Here is a 19,450-nt window from a genome sequence, read left to right as displayed (position 1 = left end):
ATGGATTCGACTGTTTTGCAAACGATCAAGAATCATGTGGCCATCATTACGTTCAATCGACCGGATCAATTAAACTGCTTTAACTATCAAATGCTCCTTGATCTTGACCAAGTGATCCAAGAGGTGAAAGCGAACCCTGCCATTCGTACAGTGATTTTTACCGGTGCAGGGGGAAAATCTTTTAGTGCTGGAGCTGATTTAAAAGAAAGGCGAACGTTAGATGAGAACCAGGTAAGAAGAAACGTGAATAAAATCCGTAGTGTGTTCAACCAAATTGAAGAACTTCCCCAACCGACGATTGCTGCAATTAACGGGTATGCTCTCGGGGGCGGATTCGAGCTGGCACTTGCCTGTGATTTTCGCCTCGCCGTCCCCGAAGCAAAAATGGGACTGACGGAGGTCACCTGGGCGATTATTCCGGGTGCTGGTGGCACGCAAAGACTACCAAGATTAATAGGGAGCCAGCGTGCAAAAGAAATGATACTGACAGGTCGAAAAGTGGCTGCGGAGGAAGCACAGCGTCTCGGGATTATACTAGAAGTTTGTGATTCAAAACACCTCCTGACGGAAGCTGTACGTTTAGCAGAAAAAGTGAGTGTGAATGGCCCATTGGCTGTAATCCAAGCCAAATATGCGATTCATTATGGTTGCCAAACCGATCTTCATACGGGTCTTGCTATTGAGGCAAAAGCCTATGAAACGATCATTCCAACAGAGGATCGTTTAGAAGCCTTGCAAGCATTTAAGGAAAAACGCCCCCCGCAATTTAAAGGAAAATAGAAGCAATTGTTAACCGACAGCCCAAAACCTTGTAATGGAGTTGATCACAAAAATGGCACAGCAACAACCTACAGTCAATTTGAATGATGTTGTAAAAAATCATGCCTCTCCTCCGCCTTGCGATTCGTTGCTTAAAATCGACATCATCGAGGCTGTCAAAGGTCAAGCAACCGCTATTTGGCAGCCTGATACATCCTTTGTAAACGGAGTTGGGGTCGTGATGGGTGGATTCGTCTCCTCGGCTGCCGATGTGGCGATGGCTTATGCAGTTGCCTCAATCTTAAATGAAAAGCAAACATTTGGTTCGATTCACTTGCACACGACCTTTCACCGTCCCGTTTTTCCTGGCAGGGTAACCGTCATAGCCAACGTAAAAAAACAAGGACGGAGTGTTTCCTATGTGGAGGCAGAACTGTTTCAAAGGGACAGATTAGTAGCTACTTCTGTTTCATCCGTTATCATTAAAGAAATAAACTAGCGGCATACAAAAAACCTATTGTGGGTTTATACATTCCACAATAGGTTTTTTCAATATCTTAATCGATCCGCTCCACCGCTACAGATATTCCTTGGCCTACACCTATACACATCGTGGCGAGTCCCTTCCTGCTTCCCCTTCTTCTCATTTCATAAAGAAGCGTTGTTAAAATTCTCGCTCCACTGGCGCCTAGTGGGTGACCATATGCTATAGCACCGCCATTTACGTTGACCACTTCTTGGTTAAGCCCTAACTCATGAATGCAGGCTAACGCCTGAGCAGCGAATGCTTCATTTAATTCGATCAAATCCAGACCATTCACCGTCCATCCAATACGGTTCAACAATTTGTTCGTCGCATATACAGGCCCAATCCCCATGATTCGTGGTTCAACCCCTGCTGTCGCTGCCCCGATATAAGAAGCGAGCGGTGTCAAGCCGAGTTCGTTCGCTTTTTTTCGACTCATTAACAAGACCGCAGCCGCCCCGTCATTGATTCCCGATGCATTCCCCGCAGTAACCGTGCCATTTTCAAAAAGCGGCGATAGGCTGTTTAACTTCTCCATTGTCGATATTGGACGTGGATGTTCATCTGTACGAACCTCATATTTCCCATTCTTTTTATCCTCGATCTCCACTGGAACGAGCTCTTCGTCCAACCGGCCACATTCCATTGCCTCTTTTGCTCGCATTTGGCTCACATAGGCAAAGTGATCTTGTGCTAGACGCGAAATACTGTAAGTTTTGGCTACATTTTCAGCCGTTTCTGGCATTGAGTCTACGCCGTACGTCTCTTCCATGACAGGGTGGACAAAACGCCAGCCAATGGTTGTGTCATAGAGTGTTTGATCACCACGCATGTAGCTTTGTCCCGGTTTTCCCATCACGTAAGGAGCGCGCGTCATGCTCTCCGTTCCACCAGCAATGACAATCTCCCCTTCACCAACGGCTATCATCCGAGCAGCATAGGCGACCGCATCTAATCCAGAGCCACATAACCGGTTCAGTGTAGTGGCCGCCACTTGGACAGGATAGCCAGCCAATAACGTTGACATACGTGCTACGTTACGATTATCTTCACCCGCCCCATTGGCATTGCCAAACACAACCTCTTCCACCTCATCTATGGGCACTTTAGGATTTCGTTCCTTCAACGCACGTAACACAATCGCTCCTAAATCATCGGGGCGCACGTCACGCAGGGCACCGTTATAGCGACCGATCGGAGTTCGAACCGCATCTATGATGACAACTTCCTCCATTACTAGCCCCCTCTTCAATCATATTTATAGATCCCTTGCTTTGTTTTCCTTCCTAACCTTCCTGCTTTCACGAGCTTTTCCAAAAGAGGCGCTGGGCGATATTTTTCGCCTAACGTTTCATGCAGATAGCGCAAGTTGTTTAACCTAGCGTCTAATCCGACAAGATCTGCTAGTTCCAGCGGGCCCATTGGGAAGTTCAACCCTAATCTCACAGCCTTATCGATGTCTTCAGCAGAAGCGACCCCTTCCTGAAGCATATGAAGCGCTTCGTTCCCGATTAAAGCGCTTATTCGACTCGTAACGAATCCCGGAAACTCATTGACTTCCACCGTTTCTTTCCCTATTTGCTCAGAAACTTCCCGGATCGTGTCCACCGTTTGTTGACTCGTTTCTAGACCTTTGACAATCTCAACTAGCGGCATGCGCGGAACTGGGTTAAAGAAGTGCATCACCGCCGTTTGATTGGATCGCTTCGTATAAGAGCCAAGTTCAGTTGGACTTATGGTCGATGTGTTGGAAGCAATCACCGCATGAGGGGGAGAATACTCGTCGGCTACTTCAAGCACCGCCTGTTTCAACTCTCGTTTTTCAGGGACGGCTTCAACAATAAGATCCGCCTGCTTCACAGCGTCTTTTAAATGAGTTGTGACGTTCAAGCCATGTACGATCGCTGCTTTTTGCTCCTCAGTAACTTTCCCTTTGGCTACCCCTTTTTCCGCTGTTTCCTCGACGTATTGTTGTGCACGATTCAATTGCTCTTCCGATATATCTGTTAAAGTGGTCTGAAAGCCGGCGAGGGCAAAGACATAAGCAATGCCTCTCCCCATCACGCCGGCGCCGACCACCGTCACCTGTTTAACCACCATAGCAACCTTCCTCTTAAACTCCGAATGGATTAATAGGCTTTGGTCCATAATAGGATAAGATACTCTTATCCTCCATATAGAGATCGAGAGTCTCTACGCAAAGCTCACGACCAAATCCTGATTCTTTGTAGCCGCCAAAAGGGGTACCAGGAAAAGCCGAAAATGGACAGTTCACCATGACAATCCCTGCTTCCAGCTGATGAGCCACGCGCGTAGCACGACCTTGATCTTTCGTCCAAATAGCTGAACCTAAGCCGAATTTCGTATCATTGGCCCGCTTAATGACCTCTCTCTCATCCTGAAACGTTTCGACAACCACAACAGGTCCAAAGATTTCTTCCTGTACCGCCTTCATATCTGGTGTTACATTGGTAATGACTGTTGGCTCATACCAATGACCGTTCTCAAAGCCTTCCACCCGCCTCTCTTTTCCACCTAAGGCAATCGTTGCCCCTTCTTCCTCAGCTGAACGAACATAGCTATCAATGATTTCAAGCTGGTCTCTACTAATGATCGAACCGACATGTGTACCTTTATCAAATGGATCTCCTAGCTGTAACTTTTTTGCGCGAGTGATAAACTCCTCTATAAACTCATCGTAAATTTCTTCATGAACAAACAGGCGCGATCTCGCTTCACAAGACTGACCAGTATTAAAGTAAATCCCAAATAAAGAACCTGCAACGGCTGCTTCCATATCGGCATCTGCAAAAACTAGATTAGGTGATTTACCGCCGAGCTCTAACGTGACACGCTTCAATGTGTGTGACGCCTTTTCCATGATGTCTTTTCCGATTGGAGTAGAGCCTGTAAATGCGACTTTATTTACGTCTTCATGCCCAACTAGATAATCTCCAACAACGCTTCCAGCCCCTGCAACCGTATTGACCACACCTTCTGGCACACCAGCTTCATGGCAAATTTCATTTAAAAGAATCGCTGTAATCGGGGTTAAGCTTGCCGGCTTAACAACAACAGAACAACCCGCAGCTAGTGCCGGAGCGACTTTCCATGCTGCCATCATCAACGGGTAGTTCCACGGAATGATCTGTGCACAAACACCGACCGGCTCCTTCTGTGTGTAGTTCAGAAATCCATTAGGGACGTTGTTTACGGTTCCACGATGGCCTACAATCGCCCCAGCATAAAACTCAAAGTCTTCGATTGCTTGATTGATTTGTGCTTGAGCAGCACTGATCGCTTTGCCACTATTGAGCACTTCGATTTCCACAAGCTCTTGAAACCGCTCCCTCATAATGGCGGCAATTTGATTAAGCACACGAGCACGTTTTCCAACAGGGTACTTTCGCCATTTGCCGTGATCGAAAGCATGGCGAGCCGCCTGAACTGCCTTTTCTGCATGCTCACGACTTGCTTTTGCAACTGTTGCTAAAACCTCACCTTTGGCAGGGTTAAACGTCTCAAACGTTTCGTCGCTATCGACCCGTTCTCCGTTAATGACCATCCGATAGTGGTCCCGTTTCATCGAGCCTACCTCATGAATTCGTTGTTCGCTTACTGTATGTGCCAATGAAATCGCTCCTTTTCTATTAAAATTTCAGCACTGCCTACAGGCCTGTAAACACAGGGGGACGGCTTTGTTTAAATGCTTCAAGCCCTTCCCTATGATCAGCAGATTGTCCTGCGATCCGCTGGGCTTGCGCTTCTTTTTCCAACACATCTAGAAAGTCTTCGTTCATGCCGTCGATCATGAGTCGTTTTATTAAACCGATCCCCTTCGTCGGAAGAGCGGCTATTTTCATCGAAAAATTAGCAATACCATCTTCCCACTCATCCGCTGCAAAGATTTCAGTGACGAGCCCATACCTCTGTGCGTCCTCAGCTGAGAGCGGCTTGCCAAGCACGGCTAGCTCTAGCGCCTTCGCATACCCAATCATCCGCGGAAGTTGGTACAAAAACCCGGAGTCTGGGATCAACCCAACCCCTAAGAAAGCGCTAACAAATTTTGCATTCTCATGTACGAGTCGGAAGTCTGCTGCCAACGCTAAACTCATGCCCGCTCCTGCGGCTGTCCCATTGACGGCGGCTATTATTGGTTTCTCGACTTGCTTCATCGCTTGCATCATCGGATGGTATCGAGCTCGCAAAATCGCTCCGTGATCTGTGTCTACCGTTACCCCATCTAAATCCTCACCAGAACAAAACGCTCTTCCAGTCCCCGTCAACACAATCGCTCGAATTGCATCCGATTGATTGGCCTTTTTTAATGCAACGGTCACTTCTCGATTCATAACAGGTGTAAATGCATTGTAGGTTGCCGGCCGATTTAATGTGACCCAAGCCACTTGTCCCTTCTCCTCATAGATAATGTCTTTAAACTCTTCGCACATCTTTACTCTCCTTTAAAAATCGGTGGACGTTTTTCAAGAAAGGCTTTCATTCCTTCTTTTTGATCCTTTGTAGCAAACGCGAGATAAAAATTTTTCCTTTCGAGCATCATGCCATCTGCTAACGTTACGTCCTCTGCCTGATGAACAGCTTCCTTAATAAGACGAACGGCAATTGGTGCTTGCTTGACAATGGTTCGAGCCAATCGAAAAGCCTCCTCTTCTACTAGCTCTGGCTCAACGATTTTATTGATAATCCCAATCTGCAACGCCTCTTGAGCTGATATGTGCTTACCCGTCCAAATCCATTCGAGCGCTTTCTTTCGTCCTACCGCGCGAGTGAGCAACTGAGTCCCCCCTGCCCCTGGTAAAACACCTAACGACACTTCTGGAAAGCCAAAACGAGCATTGGTCGCTGCCACAATTAGATCGCAATGAAGGGCCAATTCAAAGCCGCCCCCTAAGGCAAAGCCATTCACCGCAGCTACCATCGGTTTATGAATTCTCGTAAATCGATCCCAGTCAGCAAAAGGGTCGGCTAGCTCAAAACGAATAGGAGTTTCACCTTCCATCTCTCGGATATCAGCTCCTGCAGCAAATGCCCGCTCGCTCCCCTTGACTAAAATGACGCGAATCTCTTGATCACGATCGTAGCGTTCCGCTTGCTCTACTATTTCCTGAACCATCTGACGATTTAAAGCATTCGCGACTTTTGGACGGTTGAGCTGAATCACGCCCACTGCTCCTTCGGTCCACGACTGAATGAAATCGCTACTCATCCATCTCCTCACCTATCATTAGTGTTAAGAGCTTGCCTGCAAACTTCATTGCGTCTTTACCCGATGCTTTTCCTTCGTCCGTTCTCATGGCTTGTTGAAGAGATTCGTGGTCGTCGTAGTACATTTCGCACATTAAGTAAAATTTGCTTTCTCCCATCGGAGATCCGACAATCCGTGTGACTTTCATGTCGCGTAAACCTGGAATTTTTCGTGTTAATGGTGCATGAGTGTTAAAATAATGCTCATCAAACGCTTGTTTATCCTCCGGTTGTTCATAAAGTGCAATTAACTTCACCATCATGTTTTCCCCTTTCATCACTTTTTGTCATTTGCTGGCTGAGCAATGATCGGCTTCATCGCTTCAAAAGGATTTTTGCAGGCGCGGCAGTATAAGATACTTCTACAGGCCGTTGGACCAAATATATTTTCAATCGATGTATAGGCTGACTCACAGTATGGACATTGAACGCTCCATTCTTCACCGACCACATAATGTTCTGGAGGAGGCGCGATGCCGTGTTTCTTTAAACATGTCTTCCCCTCTTCTGTAATCGCAGCCGTTGACCATAATTCTTGCATGGAGAAGGACACTTCGCATACCTCAACCCACGGAAGCACCTCTACTGCTCGTTTGACATCTTTCTTAATCATGTCAAGAGCTGGGCACCCGATAAATGTGGGAATCATCTTCACGGTGACAAGCCCTTGCTCTACGTCCACAGAATGAACCATGCCAAGATCAAACACACTTACAGAAGGGAGTTCAGGATCATCGACCGTTTTTAACGTAGCGATAATTTCTTCACGTCTCTGTTGCTCCACATTCACTCCCCCTTACCAAACGGCATGCCGGTCACTGTTATAAACTTCACTACATGTGCTAAGCGCTTGTTGTAAGTCGTCTGTGTGCTCGCCGTCACGCCCATTGCCTTTCTGTTTTTGTAACGGTTGTGATGGTACATAAAACAAGCTTTTATTCATTTCCTTTACCCACTGTTGCTGAATCGTTGCTTCATCGGTGATTAGCTGATACTCAACCATCTCACCTCCCTTCAGACCTAGCTCTAACATGTCAAGGATTTCTAACCAAGCTTCATCGATTCGCTCCATTAAGCGATTTTTTGCTTCCTCTGTCGATTGTTGAAGCTGACAGAGCCACGTTTTCCAATGGGCTAGATGATATGGCTGCTCCATTAACACTTTCTCTGCCGCCCTGGCAAGTGGCACATATGAGCTTTGCGTCAAAGCCTCCAACCTTATCTTTTTAAATGTTTCATAGAAAAAGTGACGAATAACAGTTAAAGCCCAATCGTAATGAGGTTCCTCAAGATAAGTGCCCGACCCGTTCTTTTTTTCGAGATAAACCGCGTTTTTTCGCAGTGCTGGATCACGTTCATGTGCCAACGTATCTGCATCTCCCTCTCCTAACTGCTCAAGCAATTCGTAAAACATGACAGCGTGGCCCATTGTATTTTGCGTAATAGAGGAAAAAGCGACATCTTCTTCAATGTGCGGCGCCAGTCCCAACCACTCTGAGCCACGATAGGCGACAATATAATCATCGTCCGCCAATTGATAGAGCAGTTCGATAAGGGCTCTGCAGTATGCCTCATTCGTCTTAGCCTCTTCAGGTGTCATTACAAAATTCACGATTTTTTCACCTCTTTCCAAGATAAAATTTCTTTTTCATCTAGCATCACTTGCTCCTTTTCTCGCCATTTTCGTCTTAAATAACCGTAGCCTTTCGTTGTTCGATAGTGTTTATTATCGAGGCGTTTCGTCCATTGCTCCCGTTCACTGCTCGTCATTGAGCGAATATGGCTGCGCTTTACAACCCAAATGTCATCAACTGGTTCCCGTCGCATAAAGTTCTCTTGGGCCATCATGAGAGCCATTTCTTCATTCGGTGCTAAGAGACTAAATTGCAGTTGAAAAGGAGCACTGCTGCTTTTCCGACTGAACACTTCATATTCTTGATAAAACCCAGGTCCCTTCTTTTCTGCCATCATCCTTCTCCTTTCTGACATACCTAATTCGTAACTGGTTGTGCAGCTAAAGCCTCACGCACCCATTTATTTTTTTCATGTGCCAATTTTCGCAAACGCAACCGCTCTTTTGATCTTGGTCCATTGTTACGAATGATTTGTTTAAATTCATTCCAATTCGGCTGTTGGTAGACCCAACGCTTTTCATCTTCGTTATAGTAAAGTGTTTCATCTGGTACCGTTAGCCCAAGGGAAAACACACGTGGCAAATATTTATCAAGAAACGCCTGACGCAACTCCTCATTGGAGTTTTTTCTTATTTTGTATTTCGTTGTCACTTCCTGTTTTGATGAACCTGTCGTTTCAGCAGACTCTGGTCCAAAGAACATGAGAAGCGCAGGCCACCACCGGTTCAATGCCTCCTGCAGCATTTGGCGCTGTGTTTCTGTTCCTTCCGCAAGAGCCATGATGATCGCTTCACCATGTTGGGCGTGGAAAACTTCCTCCGCACAAATCCGCTGCAATGCCCGCTGATAAGGACCATAGGAAGCATCAAGCATATTCGTCTGCGAAATAATGGCTGCTCCATCCACCAGCCACCCGATCACTCCAGCATCCGCCCACGTTTTTGTTTCCATGTGGAATACGTTATGGAATTTCAAATCACCGTTTAGTAAATCAATCATTAAATCTTCTCGACCTTTTCCATACGGTGCGAGTAAATCTTCAGCTACCCTGAGCAAAAGCTGACCATGTCCCATTTCGTCTTGAACTTTCGCCATGATTCCCAGCTTGCGATAGAGTGTCGGTGCCTTTGGAACCCATTCTTTCTCTGGGAGCGCCCCCATAATTTCACTGATCCCGTGCATCGAAATAAGCTTGATCAGTGTTTCTCTATAATCCTTTGGCATCCAGTCATCTGCTTCAATCTTTTTACCACTGTCAATCTTCTCCATAAAAGCAGCATATTTCTCTTGATCCTCCTCCTGTCCGTTGATCACACCACCGTGCTCAACAAAATTGTACATATCGACAACTCCTTTTGTAACGTTTATTTAACGACATTATATAATTACGTTATATATTTGACAATATCCTTTCTTTGCAAAGAAATTATCTTAAACAGAAAAATCCCTTAATTTCTATGTCTTTAGGTAATTAATTTTTCATAAAATTCTATTTATTATTGACAACGCTTTCATAAACGAGTAGTTTAAAAATAAATATGACGATATATTATCAACCGTTTTATTTTTATTATGTAGGAGGGTGCAATTGATGGCTTTTTACGATCAGGTTGAAACGTTATCTTTAGAAGAAAAGGAAAAACTTCAGACCTACCATTTAAAAAGCACGGTAAAGCTTGTTTATGAAAACGTCCCCTTTTACCGAAAAGCGTTTCAAGAAGGAGACGTTAAGCCTGAAGATATCCAGTCGTTAAATGATGTACAGAAACTCCCGTTTACACAAAAGCATCACTTACGGGAAAACTACCCATTCCACTTATTGGCTGTTCCTCTGAATGAAGTCGTTCGCTTACATGGCTCCTCTGGAACAAGCGGGAAACCTACGGTTGTCGCCTACACGCAAAAAGATCTTGAACATTGGTCGTCTATTATCGCACGGTCCATTTTCATGGCTGGAGGACGTAAGGGAGACCTTTTGCATAATGCGTATGGGTATGGATTGTTCACCGGAGGATTAGGTCTTCATGGCGGATCTGAAAAACTCGGCTGTGTCACCGTTCCGATCTCCGGCGGGAATACCCAACGACAAATCACCCTCATCCAAGACTTCAAGCCTCGAGTTATTTGCGGAACTCCTTCCTACATCATGAACATAGGTGAAACGATGAAAAAAATGGGCATTGACCCGGCCTCAACGTCGATTCAATATGCAATCCTCGGTTCCGAACCATGGTCGGAAGAGATGAGAAAGAACTTGGAGACGATGTTCAACATGAAAGCGATGGATATTTACGGACTCAGTGAGGTCATTGGACCAGGAGTTGGAATGGAGTGTGTCGAATGTCAAAATGGACTCCATATTGCTGACGATCACTTTTATCCCGAAATTATTGACCCTATTACTCTTGAGTGTCTTCCTGACGGTGAAGAAGGGGAACTTGTCTTTACAACGCTACAAAAAGAGGCATTGCCTGTCATTCGCTACCGCACAGGCGACATTGCATCCCTCACTAGAGAACCATGTGAGTGCGGAAGAACGACTGCTCGCATGAGCCGGGTAAAAGGCCGGGTAGATGACATGTTAATCATTCGCGGGGTTAATGTGTTCCCGTCAGAAATTGAACAATGCATCTTAAAAATGGACGAGCTCGACTGCCACTATCAGCTCCATTTAGTTAAGAATGGGGCTCTCGATGAAGTGGCGTTACATGTAGAACTCAAGGACGAATATTATACGCTCGATCTCCATGGCGATTTAAACCATCCTCATGCATCATTACTAAAGGGGAAAATTCAGCAAACATTGAAGCAGGAAATGCTCGTTTCAATGGATGTTCACTTAAAGGTACCGGGCACTCTCCCTCGATTTGAAGGTAAAGCCAAGCGAATTGTTGATAAGCGGAAGTCGAACGAAAGAATTTCTAGTTAATCTTTTTCGTCTAGCTTTTATAAGCCACTCTCCCGCTCTGCATTATGAAAGGGTGTGCCTCCTTTTTGAAGGCCCCCTTCTTTTTCATTTTCGCTGGAGGTATTATGACGTTTTTTTAATTTATAGTAAAATAAACATTATAGCTTTTTACACATGGCAAATGTTAAAACAGGGTGGGATGAATCTTGGAGAATCAACCAAATACTCGTTCAATGATTTTTACGTTATACGGAGATTACATTCGTCACTATGGAAATGTGATATGGATTGGTAGCTTAATTCGTTTTTTGCAGGAGTTCGGCCATAACGAGCAATCCGTTCGTGCAGCGGTTTCACGAATGAGCAAGCAAGGTTGGATTCAGTCGGAAAAAAAAGGGAACAAAAGTTACTACTCCCTCACCGATCAGGGCCGAAAACGAATGGCTGAAGCCGCACAGCGGATTTACAAACTAGAAGCCCCCTCTTGGGACGAAAAGTGGCGTTTGTTGATTTACTCAATCCCGGAGGAAAAACGAAGCTTACGGGATGAACTGCGGAAAGAGCTCGTTTGGAGTGGTTTTGGACTTTTAGCGAATAGTTGCTGGATTACCCCGAACCCATTGGAAGAACAAGTTGAAACACTGATCGAAAAATATGAGATTTCCCCCTACGTCCATTTTTTCTGCGCGGACTACAGAGGCATGGGTGAACCAAAAACGTTGATCGAAAAGTGTTGGGATCTAGATGAAATTAATGAAAAGTATTTAGCTTTTATCCAAAAGTACAGCCAGAAATATGTGATTGATAAGAACAAAATTGAAAAAGGAGAAATGAGTGATGGGGCCTGCTTTGTTGAGCGGACATTGCTCGTCCACGAATATCGTAAATTCCTTTTTATTGATCCGGGCCTTCCGCAAGAGCTCTTACCTGAAAAATGGTTAGGTGATTCAGCTGCCCATCTGTTTGCCGATTATTATCGCACCCTTGCCGAACCGGCGAGACGCTTTTTTGAATCTGTCTTTGCAGAGGGCAACTCTCTAGTAAAAAAGGATAAGGAATACAATTTCCTTGACCATCCGTTTATGTCCGAAAGCCAATCATAGCCAAGGTGCACTCATTTTTTATGCCGTAGCCTAAAGTAGGGTTACGGTTTTTGTTTGCTCCATTGTATGTTTATGTTAATCAGCGCCTCTATTGTACCCGCAAAGCTGTGTGATCGTTTATACTTTACGTAGACATTTCATATAACACTGGGAGGGGTTTAGGATGAATTTTCAAATGAACGAAGCCATTCAATTGCTGGAGCGCACCCCAAAGACACTGGAGGTTTTTCTTGAGGGTTTATCTGATTCGTGGCATCAATGCAATGAAGGATATGAGACGTGGACGGTATATGAGGTCGTTGTTCATTTGATTGAAGCGGAAAAAACGAATTGGATTCCACGTCTGCGCTTTATTTTACAAGAAGGGGAACATAAGCCATTTCCAGCATTCGATCGCTTCTCACACTTAAACCAAAGCAACGCGGTTCCAATTACCGAGAGGTTTAAGGAGTTTCAGCAACTGCGAAAAGAGAACCTAAACACTCTCCGAAGTCTTGTTCAATCGGAAGCCGACCTTGAACGAACAGGCGCCCACCCTGCATTTGGTGTCGTCAAAGTAAGGGAACTCCTCTCGGCATGGGTTGTCCATGACCTGACCCACATCGCGCAAATCGTAAGAAGCATGGCGAAGCGCTATGATACAGATGTTGGCCCATGGAAGGAATACTTAGGCATCTTAAACGATTAAACAATTCAGAGCCCTTGATCGATTGATTTGATCAAGGGTTTTCTATCTTTCTACCATTTTTACAAAATAAATGGGATAAAGAAGTCAAAAACGGGTATAGAGTACACGATGCGCGTCTCGTTTTAGTTGAAATGATTAGGAAAGGGGGATCAGTCATCGCCAACTGGCGGAATCGAGGCGAACGAAGCAATTGATTCAAGGGGAGGATTTCTTTATGAAACAGCAATTAATTAAAAACGGACTTGTGTTAGACATGAAAGGAAACCACAAACCACAAGCAAAAGACATCCTGATCGAAGGCAAGTGGATTCGGGACATCCGCCCAAACATCGAACCAGAAGTCGATACAGAAATCATCGACGCCGAGGGTAAAATCGTCATGCCAGGCTTTGTCGATACGCATCGGCACGTATGGGAGTCACTACTCCGTCACATCGGTACAGACTGGACCTTGCTCACCTATTTAGACAATTTATATTACGGTAATCTAGGATCAATGCTAACCCCTGAAGACTCCTATATTGCCAACCTTTGGGGCGCTCTCGAAGCGATTGATGCAGGGGTGACCACGGTGCTCGATTGGTCCATGCTCGAGACCCCTGAGCACGCCGACGCGTCGATCAAAGGACTTCAAGCAGCTGGAATTCGTGCCGTCTTCGCCCATGGCACCCCTGGGTATGAGACGTATTGGTCCCGTGACAGTGAAGTGAGACACCCGAAAGACGCAAAGCGGGTAAAAAAAGAATATTTTCAGTCGGACGATCAGCTGCTGACCATGGCATTAGCGATTCGCGGACCGGAATTCAGCTCATGGGAGGTCACCCTTGATGATATCCAGCTAGCGAGAGAACTTGATGCCATTGCGTCGATGCACATCGGATTCGGTACGTGGGGCCCTCATGACCGTTCCATCACCCGTATGCGTGAAGCCGGCTTGCTCGATTCGGACTTAAACCTCGTCCATGTGAACCGAATCCAACCACATGAGTATGAATACATTGCGGAAAGCGGCGCCTCCCTATCCGTCACCCCTGAAGTAGAAATGATGATGGGGCACGGCTATCCAGCCACCGGTTACCTCCATAAGCACCGTGGCCTAGTCACCCTCGGCGTCGATGTTGTCGTTGCTACCGCAGGTGATATGTTCGCTCAGATGAAGTTCGCCCTTCAAGCCGAACGAGCGTGGCAAAATGAACAACGACTCGACCGCGGAGAAATGCCGGAGCAGCTGAAGATGACAACGAACGACGTGTTAACGTTCGCCACACTGAACGGTGCAAAAGCCCTCAAGCTAGACGATAAAATCGGAACCCTTGACGTAGGGAAAGAGGCAGACCTTCTCTTGATCAACCCATCGTCGTTCAACCTGTTCCCGCTCAATCATGAGCCCGTTGGTGCGGTTGTCCAAAGCGCGAGGCCTGAAAACGTTGATTCAGTCTTCATCGCCGGCCGACCCGTTAAACGACACGGCAAGCTGTTATTCGATGACCTGGACGGCTTACGAAACAAAGTCCTAGCTGCAAGTGAAGCAGTCTTTCACAGACAGGCAGCCAAGAATTAACGAGAAAAGCCCTCATTGCCTGTGAGGAGGTGATGAGGGCTGTTGTTTATTTTATTTACTCTATTAGCTTTCATCAACAAAAAGAAATGTAAAACAATAGAGATTTTTTAGTCCTTCTGCTTCTTTATGAGTTGTGTAATTCCTATAGATAGAGGAATTGAAGCGAACAAAATGATCAACCAAAAAGAACGATCCGCAACACCATTGACCCCTATTATTAAAGTGATTAAACTAGCAAAAAGTATAACCAAAACGAACAGGAAACCCCTTTTACCAAATTGTTTCATGACAAAATTTATGATGATGATCAAGAGGACAAATAGGCTTAGTTGCAATAATAATTCCATATTGATCTCCTTTTGGGGTCCTTCACGATCCTATCTTTCCGATAAAGCTTCGATGCATTGTTTGGGATCATCACGATTTTTCCTCCTTTTAAGGCTACTTTCTAGTATTCTAGAACTTTTTCCCATTCCCCTTCGTTTTATAGTAATATAAATTAAAAACAATACTAGGAGAGAATGTTGTGAACCATGTCCATCCATTTTGTAATGTAAGCCCAAGTCAGGGAGAACCAATCGCATGAAGTGGTATCGATTACTATTAATAAGCACGCTTTTACTTATCGTGATCATTGCGGTGGCAAAGACGAAAGTCCAACTGGAAAGAGTTCAAGTCGAAGGAATCGAGCAGTTTCATCTCGATCTTTTAACAAATGAGGAGAGCGACTATTTACTATTCTATCCGGCTGACATCCGAGTCAATCAAGACGCCACTATTGTGAAAGCTATAAACGAGAATGGGGAAGTCGTTGAGGAGTTCGAAATTGTTGATGACGAGTTTCGTCGTATGCTTATCCACCAAAAGCCAACCGATATGGATACCCTGTACGTTTCGTTATTTGGGGAGGCCACGTCTGATAATTACTATTATACGTTTGACTTACAGCGCCTTTCCTTTGAAAAAGTTGAGCTCGATTATTTTTCATCTAACGTTGGCGTGCAAAACCTTGAGCACTACGGGGAAGAGGTGTTATTTGATACAGCCGTCTCCCACAAAACGAGTGAGCAAAATATCGATTCTGACACGTTTAGTGTTTCTCTTTCCAATGCAACAACGGAACAAAGCTTTGAAACAGAGCCAGATTTTGTACCCAAAAGTGCACCACTGTTAGGGTTTCAGGAAAGGATCATATACGGCCTTAGCGGTCGTTTCAATCAAGAAGGGCACTATGAGAACGCAGGGATTGGGATTGTCGATATGGCGAAGGAGAACGTCACCTACGAAGATTTTCAACTAGGGGGACAAGATCTCTACCCCCTTTATGCGGATGATGATTATGCTTATATTTTAAGTGAGGAGGGAACGTTGTTTGTTTACGATCGTGAGTTCCGGTATCACGCCACCTATCCGTTTCACCACCTCCCACATCAAGATATGTATTACTTTGAGGGCGAAGGAACTGTTTTTCTCGAAGAAAACAAAGCCTTATATCTTGTCCAGAGTGAGGAGGACGGGGTTACCCTCGGTCTGCTTACATTTGGCGAAAACCCTACGTTTCAAGCCTTGGAAAAAGACTATATTCAAAAGGACGCTATCTACGAGATCCTTTATTATGACCATGTCGTAAATGAGATTTATTTACGCGAGAAAGGAGCCGACGCTCATTTGCTGATCATTGACAATGGGACGTTCGATGTAAAGGCGAAAATTCCGATCGAGGATCATCATTTGCTCGATTTTGTCCTAAAAGTAGAGCGAAATGAATAAGGGGGGAAGGCCACGGAGTTAAAAGAATTACGGAGAGCTCTTGGAGCTGGACATCTCTTTCATACGAGAAACAGGGGCTGCTCAACATGAACAGCCCCTCTCCTTTATTACGCTTGAACTTCGTTGAAAAATTGCGGCAAGTGCTCCTTGTGTGCCTCAAGCATGTCATCAACGATTTGTTTCGCGATCGTGTCCGATGGACTTAATGGATTGATCGTCATCGCCAGAACCGTAAGATCATAATCGCCAGTAACGGCCGCTTCTGCTGCTACCCGTTCAAACGACTTAATTTGCTGAACGAGTCCGCGGACCGGGACTGGCAAATCTCCCATCGCGATCGGCTTCGGTCCATCCTTTGTGATGACACAACTCACTTCCACCGCTGAGTCGCTCGGGATGCTTGCGATTGCCCCACGATTCATCGTATTCACGGGTTGAATATCTCGTCGATCTGTATAAATCGAATGGATTAAGCGGACGGCGGCATCAGAGTAATAGGCTCCGCCTCGTTCTTCGAGCTGCGGTGGCTTGATGTCCAGATTCGGGTCCTTATACAGCTCAAACAGTTCTTTTTCTAAGCGTTGGACGACTTCAGCCCGTGTGCCTTCCTCTTCAGCTTTTTTCAAATCCTTTTCGACCATTTCCCGTGACTTGTAATAATACATATGGTATGGGCATGTGAGGACGCCGAGCGCTTTGATAAAGGATGGCTCCCAGCCGAGCCCGTCGATGTTTTTGACGAAACTACTATTGTTCGGATCTGTGATCATCTCAATCACTTTGTCTTTTACACTGACACCGTCTAAATAAACATCGAGTCCGTACACCATATGGTTCAAGCCGGCAAAGTCAATGCGAATGCGCGAGTGATCCACATCAAGCAGTTTGGCGACACCCATTTCGATCCCGATGGGAACATTGCATAGCCCGACGACTTTTTTAATATTGGCATAACGTAAGACTGCTTCTGTCACCATACCCGCTGGATTCGTAAAGTTGATAAGCCATGCATCCGGACACAGCTCCTCCATGTCACGGCAAATGTCAAGAATAACCGGAATCGTGCGCAGCCCTTTAAACAAGCCGCCTGGCCCGTTCGTCTCTTGACCGAGCACGCCATACTTTAATGGAATTCGCTCATCCTTTGCCCGCGCATCCAGCAAGCCCACTCGAAATTGCGTCGTAACGAAATCGGCTCCTTTTAACGCTTCTCTTCGATCAAGGGTTAGATGAATGTCAATCGGTAGACCCGCTTTTTGAACCATGCGCTTCGCAAGGTTCCCGACGATCTCCATTTTTTCTTTGCCTTCCTCAATATCGACGAGCCATAGTTCACGAACCGGCAGCTCATCATAGCGTTTAATAAATCCTTCAACAAGTTCAGGCGTGTAGCTTGAACCCCCACCAATCGTCGCAATCTTAATACCTTCTGTCATTGCCTTACACCTCCGAGAGCTTAAATGTTTTTATACCGTTACCCTAAATCGATCCCATTCGATTCGATTACTTTTTTATACCAGAAAAAGCTATCCTTCTTCTTCCGTTCGAGTGTGCCGCTACCATCATCATGCTTATCGACGTAGATAAAGCCGTAGCGCTTCGAAAATTCGCCGGTAGAAGCACTTACTAAATCAATGCAGCCCCAGCTCGTGTAGCCCATCAGCTCGACCCCATCTTCAACCGCTTCGGCCATCGCTTCGATATGACTGCGTAAATAGTCAATCCGATAATCGTCATGAATCGAACCATCTTCCTCTACCGTATCGTAAGCCCCTAAGCCATTTTCTACGATAAACAGTGGTACTTGATAACGATCATAGAGCTTGTTTAACGAGATTCGCAAGCCGGTCGGATCGATTTCCCAGCCCCAATCGCTCGCTTTCAGAAATGGGTTTTTTACTCCTTCTAATAAGTTTCCTGGAGCAACATCAGCACCTGTTTTATCAAGCATTTGCGTCTGTGACATGTAGTAGCTTAGTCCGATGTAATCGACGGTATGCTCCTTGATGATGTCGAGATCGCCCTCCTCAATCTCAAGCGTGATGTTGTGCTTTTTGAAATAGCGCCGAATGAAAGCTGGGTACTCCCCACGCACTTGCACATCACCGCAGAAGAAATTAAACAGCCGCTCTTCCTCAAGGGCATACATCACATTGTCAGGATGGCAATCGTACGAATACACAGGCGCAAATAAGATCATGCAGCCAATTTGCGCATCTGGAATGATTTCGCGGCACGCTTTTACCGCCAGAGCGCTCGCTACAAATTGATGGTGGAACGCTTGAAAAATGTCCTGATGCTTTGTTTCTTCGTTTTCAATAGAGAAGCCCATGCTCATAATGGGGAAGTGGAGGGCCCCGTTAATCTCATTGAACGTCATCCAATACTTCACTTTCTTTTGGTAGCGGTTAAAAATGACCTGCGCATATCGCTCAAAAAACGTAACCAATTTGCGGCTTCTCCACCCGCCATATTGCTTCACGAGGTTGAGCGGCATTTCATAGTGAGAAATCGTCACAACAGGCTCGATTCCGTGCTTATGCAATTCATCAAACACTCGATCATAGAAAGCAAGACCTTCTTCGTTCGGCTCTAGCTCAGTTCCATTCGGAAAAATCCGCGTCCACGCAATCGACATCCGAAACACTTTAAAACCCATCTCAGCAAATAACGCAATATCCTCTTGATAGCGATGGTAGAAGTCGATCGCTTCATGGTTCGGGTACGAGTACTTCTCTTTATCGATTTCAAAGGTAAAGCCTGGTTGCTTTAAAATCGTTAGCCGCTCTTTGCCTCCGGGAAGAACATCGGCAATGTTTAGCCCTTTGTTCCCCTCATGAAAGCCACCTTCCATTTGATTAGCGGCGGTTGCCCCGCCCCATAGAAAACCTTCTGGAAATCGTGTCATCTGCCATTCCTCCTATTGAAATCTTCTTGTCTTCCCGTTTCACAAAAGACCAAAAACTGATCCGTTTTTGATAATCGAAGAGCTTACCGATACGGGCCTTCGCCTCTTTTAAACAAACGTTTAGTTAACCTCTACCACCATCGTAAATGGAAGGGTGGTGATCGTAAACAAGCGGAGACCATCTGGTTTGTTATCACACCGAAAGTCGCGTGTTACATTTTTGTAACAGTATGTTACTTAGTGCTATAATAGTGTTATTCAAACGGAAGATACAATAGCGGTGAAATAGTAGCAAAGCAATGCAACGATGGGATATGTAGCAGTATAG

General features: G+C 45.5%; 19 protein-coding genes. 7 read left to right on the top strand and 12 right to left on the bottom strand.

What is annotated here, in order from left to right:
• Positions 1–780, top strand: a complete 780-nt coding sequence (locus FED51_RS01215) for an enoyl-CoA hydratase-related protein (RefSeq protein ID WP_053432056.1) — start codon at positions 1–3, stop codon at positions 778–780.
• A 52-nt stretch (positions 781–832) separates the two neighbouring features.
• The gene (locus FED51_RS01210) at positions 833–1,258 is read left to right on the top strand and encodes a PaaI family thioesterase (RefSeq protein WP_053432055.1); all 426 of its coding nucleotides are present in this window, start codon (positions 833–835) and stop codon (positions 1,256–1,258) included.
• Positions 1,259–1,316: 58 nt separating this feature from the next.
• On the opposite strand, the gene FED51_RS01205 is transcribed toward FED51_RS01210, so the two are convergent.
• From FED51_RS01205 to paaA, 10 genes are all read right to left on the bottom strand, one after another.
• A complete protein-coding gene (locus FED51_RS01205; RefSeq protein WP_053432054.1) occupies positions 1,317–2,519 on the bottom strand; it encodes an acetyl-CoA C-acyltransferase in 1,203 nt (400 codons plus the stop codon).
• A 14-nt stretch (positions 2,520–2,533) separates the two neighbouring features.
• Positions 2,534–3,385: a 3-hydroxyacyl-CoA dehydrogenase gene (locus tag FED51_RS01200; protein ID WP_175414290.1), complete on the bottom strand. Its 852-nt coding sequence runs from the start codon at positions 3,383–3,385 to the stop codon at positions 2,534–2,536.
• 13 nt (positions 3,386–3,398) lie between these two features.
• Positions 3,399–4,871, bottom strand: coding sequence for an aldehyde dehydrogenase family protein (locus tag FED51_RS01195; RefSeq protein WP_053432232.1), 1,473 nt, complete (start codon positions 4,869–4,871; stop codon positions 3,399–3,401).
• An 82-nt stretch (positions 4,872–4,953) separates the two neighbouring features.
• The gene (locus FED51_RS01190) at positions 4,954–5,736 is read right to left on the bottom strand and encodes an enoyl-CoA hydratase/isomerase family protein (RefSeq protein WP_053432053.1); all 783 of its coding nucleotides are present in this window, start codon (positions 5,734–5,736) and stop codon (positions 4,954–4,956) included.
• 2 nt (positions 5,737–5,738) lie between these two features.
• Entirely contained in the window at positions 5,739–6,512 is a 774-nt protein-coding gene (locus FED51_RS01185; RefSeq protein ID WP_053432052.1) for an enoyl-CoA hydratase-related protein, read from the bottom strand.
• Positions 6,505–6,810 carry an EthD family reductase gene (locus FED51_RS01180; RefSeq protein ID WP_041820086.1) on the bottom strand — a complete coding sequence of 102 codons (306 nt, stop codon included), beginning with the start codon at positions 6,808–6,810 and terminating at the stop codon, positions 6,505–6,507. Before FED51_RS01180 ends, FED51_RS01185 begins: the two co-directional genes overlap by 8 nt.
• Before the next feature lie 17 nt (positions 6,811–6,827).
• A complete protein-coding gene (gene paaD, locus FED51_RS01175) occupies positions 6,828–7,334 on the bottom strand; it encodes a 1,2-phenylacetyl-CoA epoxidase subunit PaaD (protein WP_010896381.1) in 507 nt (168 codons plus the stop codon).
• 12 nt (positions 7,335–7,346) lie between these two features.
• Positions 7,347–8,150 carry a 1,2-phenylacetyl-CoA epoxidase subunit PaaC gene (gene paaC / locus FED51_RS01170; RefSeq protein WP_053432231.1) on the bottom strand — a complete coding sequence of 268 codons (804 nt, stop codon included), beginning with the start codon at positions 8,148–8,150 and terminating at the stop codon, positions 7,347–7,349.
• 8 nt (positions 8,151–8,158) lie between these two features.
• A complete protein-coding gene (gene paaB / locus FED51_RS01165; protein WP_010896379.1) occupies positions 8,159–8,518 on the bottom strand; it encodes a 1,2-phenylacetyl-CoA epoxidase subunit PaaB in 360 nt (119 codons plus the stop codon).
• Between the two features lie 23 nt (positions 8,519–8,541).
• The gene (paaA, locus tag FED51_RS01160) at positions 8,542–9,525 is read right to left on the bottom strand and encodes a 1,2-phenylacetyl-CoA epoxidase subunit PaaA (protein WP_010896378.1); all 984 of its coding nucleotides are present in this window, start codon (positions 9,523–9,525) and stop codon (positions 8,542–8,544) included.
• Between the two features lie 250 nt (positions 9,526–9,775).
• Here paaA and paaK point away from each other — a divergent pair, with 250 nt between their 5' ends.
• From paaK to FED51_RS01135, 5 genes are all read left to right on the top strand, one after another.
• Entirely contained in the window at positions 9,776–11,113 is a 1,338-nt protein-coding gene (paaK, locus tag FED51_RS01155) for a phenylacetate--CoA ligase PaaK (RefSeq protein WP_053432051.1), read from the top strand.
• Between the two features lie 212 nt (positions 11,114–11,325).
• A complete protein-coding gene (paaX, locus tag FED51_RS01150; protein ID WP_041821065.1) occupies positions 11,326–12,195 on the top strand; it encodes a phenylacetic acid degradation operon negative regulatory protein PaaX in 870 nt (289 codons plus the stop codon).
• Between the two features lie 163 nt (positions 12,196–12,358).
• A complete protein-coding gene (locus FED51_RS01145; protein WP_053432050.1) occupies positions 12,359–12,883 on the top strand; it encodes a DinB family protein in 525 nt (174 codons plus the stop codon).
• Between the two features lie 214 nt (positions 12,884–13,097).
• The gene (locus FED51_RS01140; protein WP_010896367.1) at positions 13,098–14,444 is read left to right on the top strand and encodes an amidohydrolase family protein; all 1,347 of its coding nucleotides are present in this window, start codon (positions 13,098–13,100) and stop codon (positions 14,442–14,444) included.
• Between the two features lie 582 nt (positions 14,445–15,026).
• On the top strand, positions 15,027–16,214 hold the full coding sequence (locus FED51_RS01135; RefSeq protein WP_053432049.1) for a hypothetical protein: 1,188 nt from the start codon (positions 15,027–15,029) through the stop codon (positions 16,212–16,214).
• 107 nt (positions 16,215–16,321) lie between these two features.
• Here FED51_RS01135 and FED51_RS01130 read toward each other — a convergent pair whose 3' ends face one another.
• Both FED51_RS01130 and FED51_RS01125 read right to left on the bottom strand, forming a co-directional pair.
• Positions 16,322–17,650 carry a 6-phospho-beta-glucosidase gene (locus tag FED51_RS01130; RefSeq protein ID WP_053432048.1) on the bottom strand — a complete coding sequence of 443 codons (1,329 nt, stop codon included), beginning with the start codon at positions 17,648–17,650 and terminating at the stop codon, positions 16,322–16,324.
• 38 nt (positions 17,651–17,688) lie between these two features.
• The gene (locus FED51_RS01125) at positions 17,689–19,122 is read right to left on the bottom strand and encodes a glycoside hydrolase family 1 protein (RefSeq protein ID WP_053432047.1); all 1,434 of its coding nucleotides are present in this window, start codon (positions 19,120–19,122) and stop codon (positions 17,689–17,691) included.
• Positions 19,123–19,450 lie beyond the last annotated feature (328 nt).

It is taken from the genome of Halalkalibacterium halodurans, assembly GCF_005671335.1.
GTDB lineage: Bacteria > Bacillota > Bacilli > Bacillales > Bacillaceae_D > Halalkalibacterium > Halalkalibacterium halodurans.
Note: the sequence above shows the minus strand (reverse complement) of the source record. Positions and strands in the feature narration are given on the sequence as shown.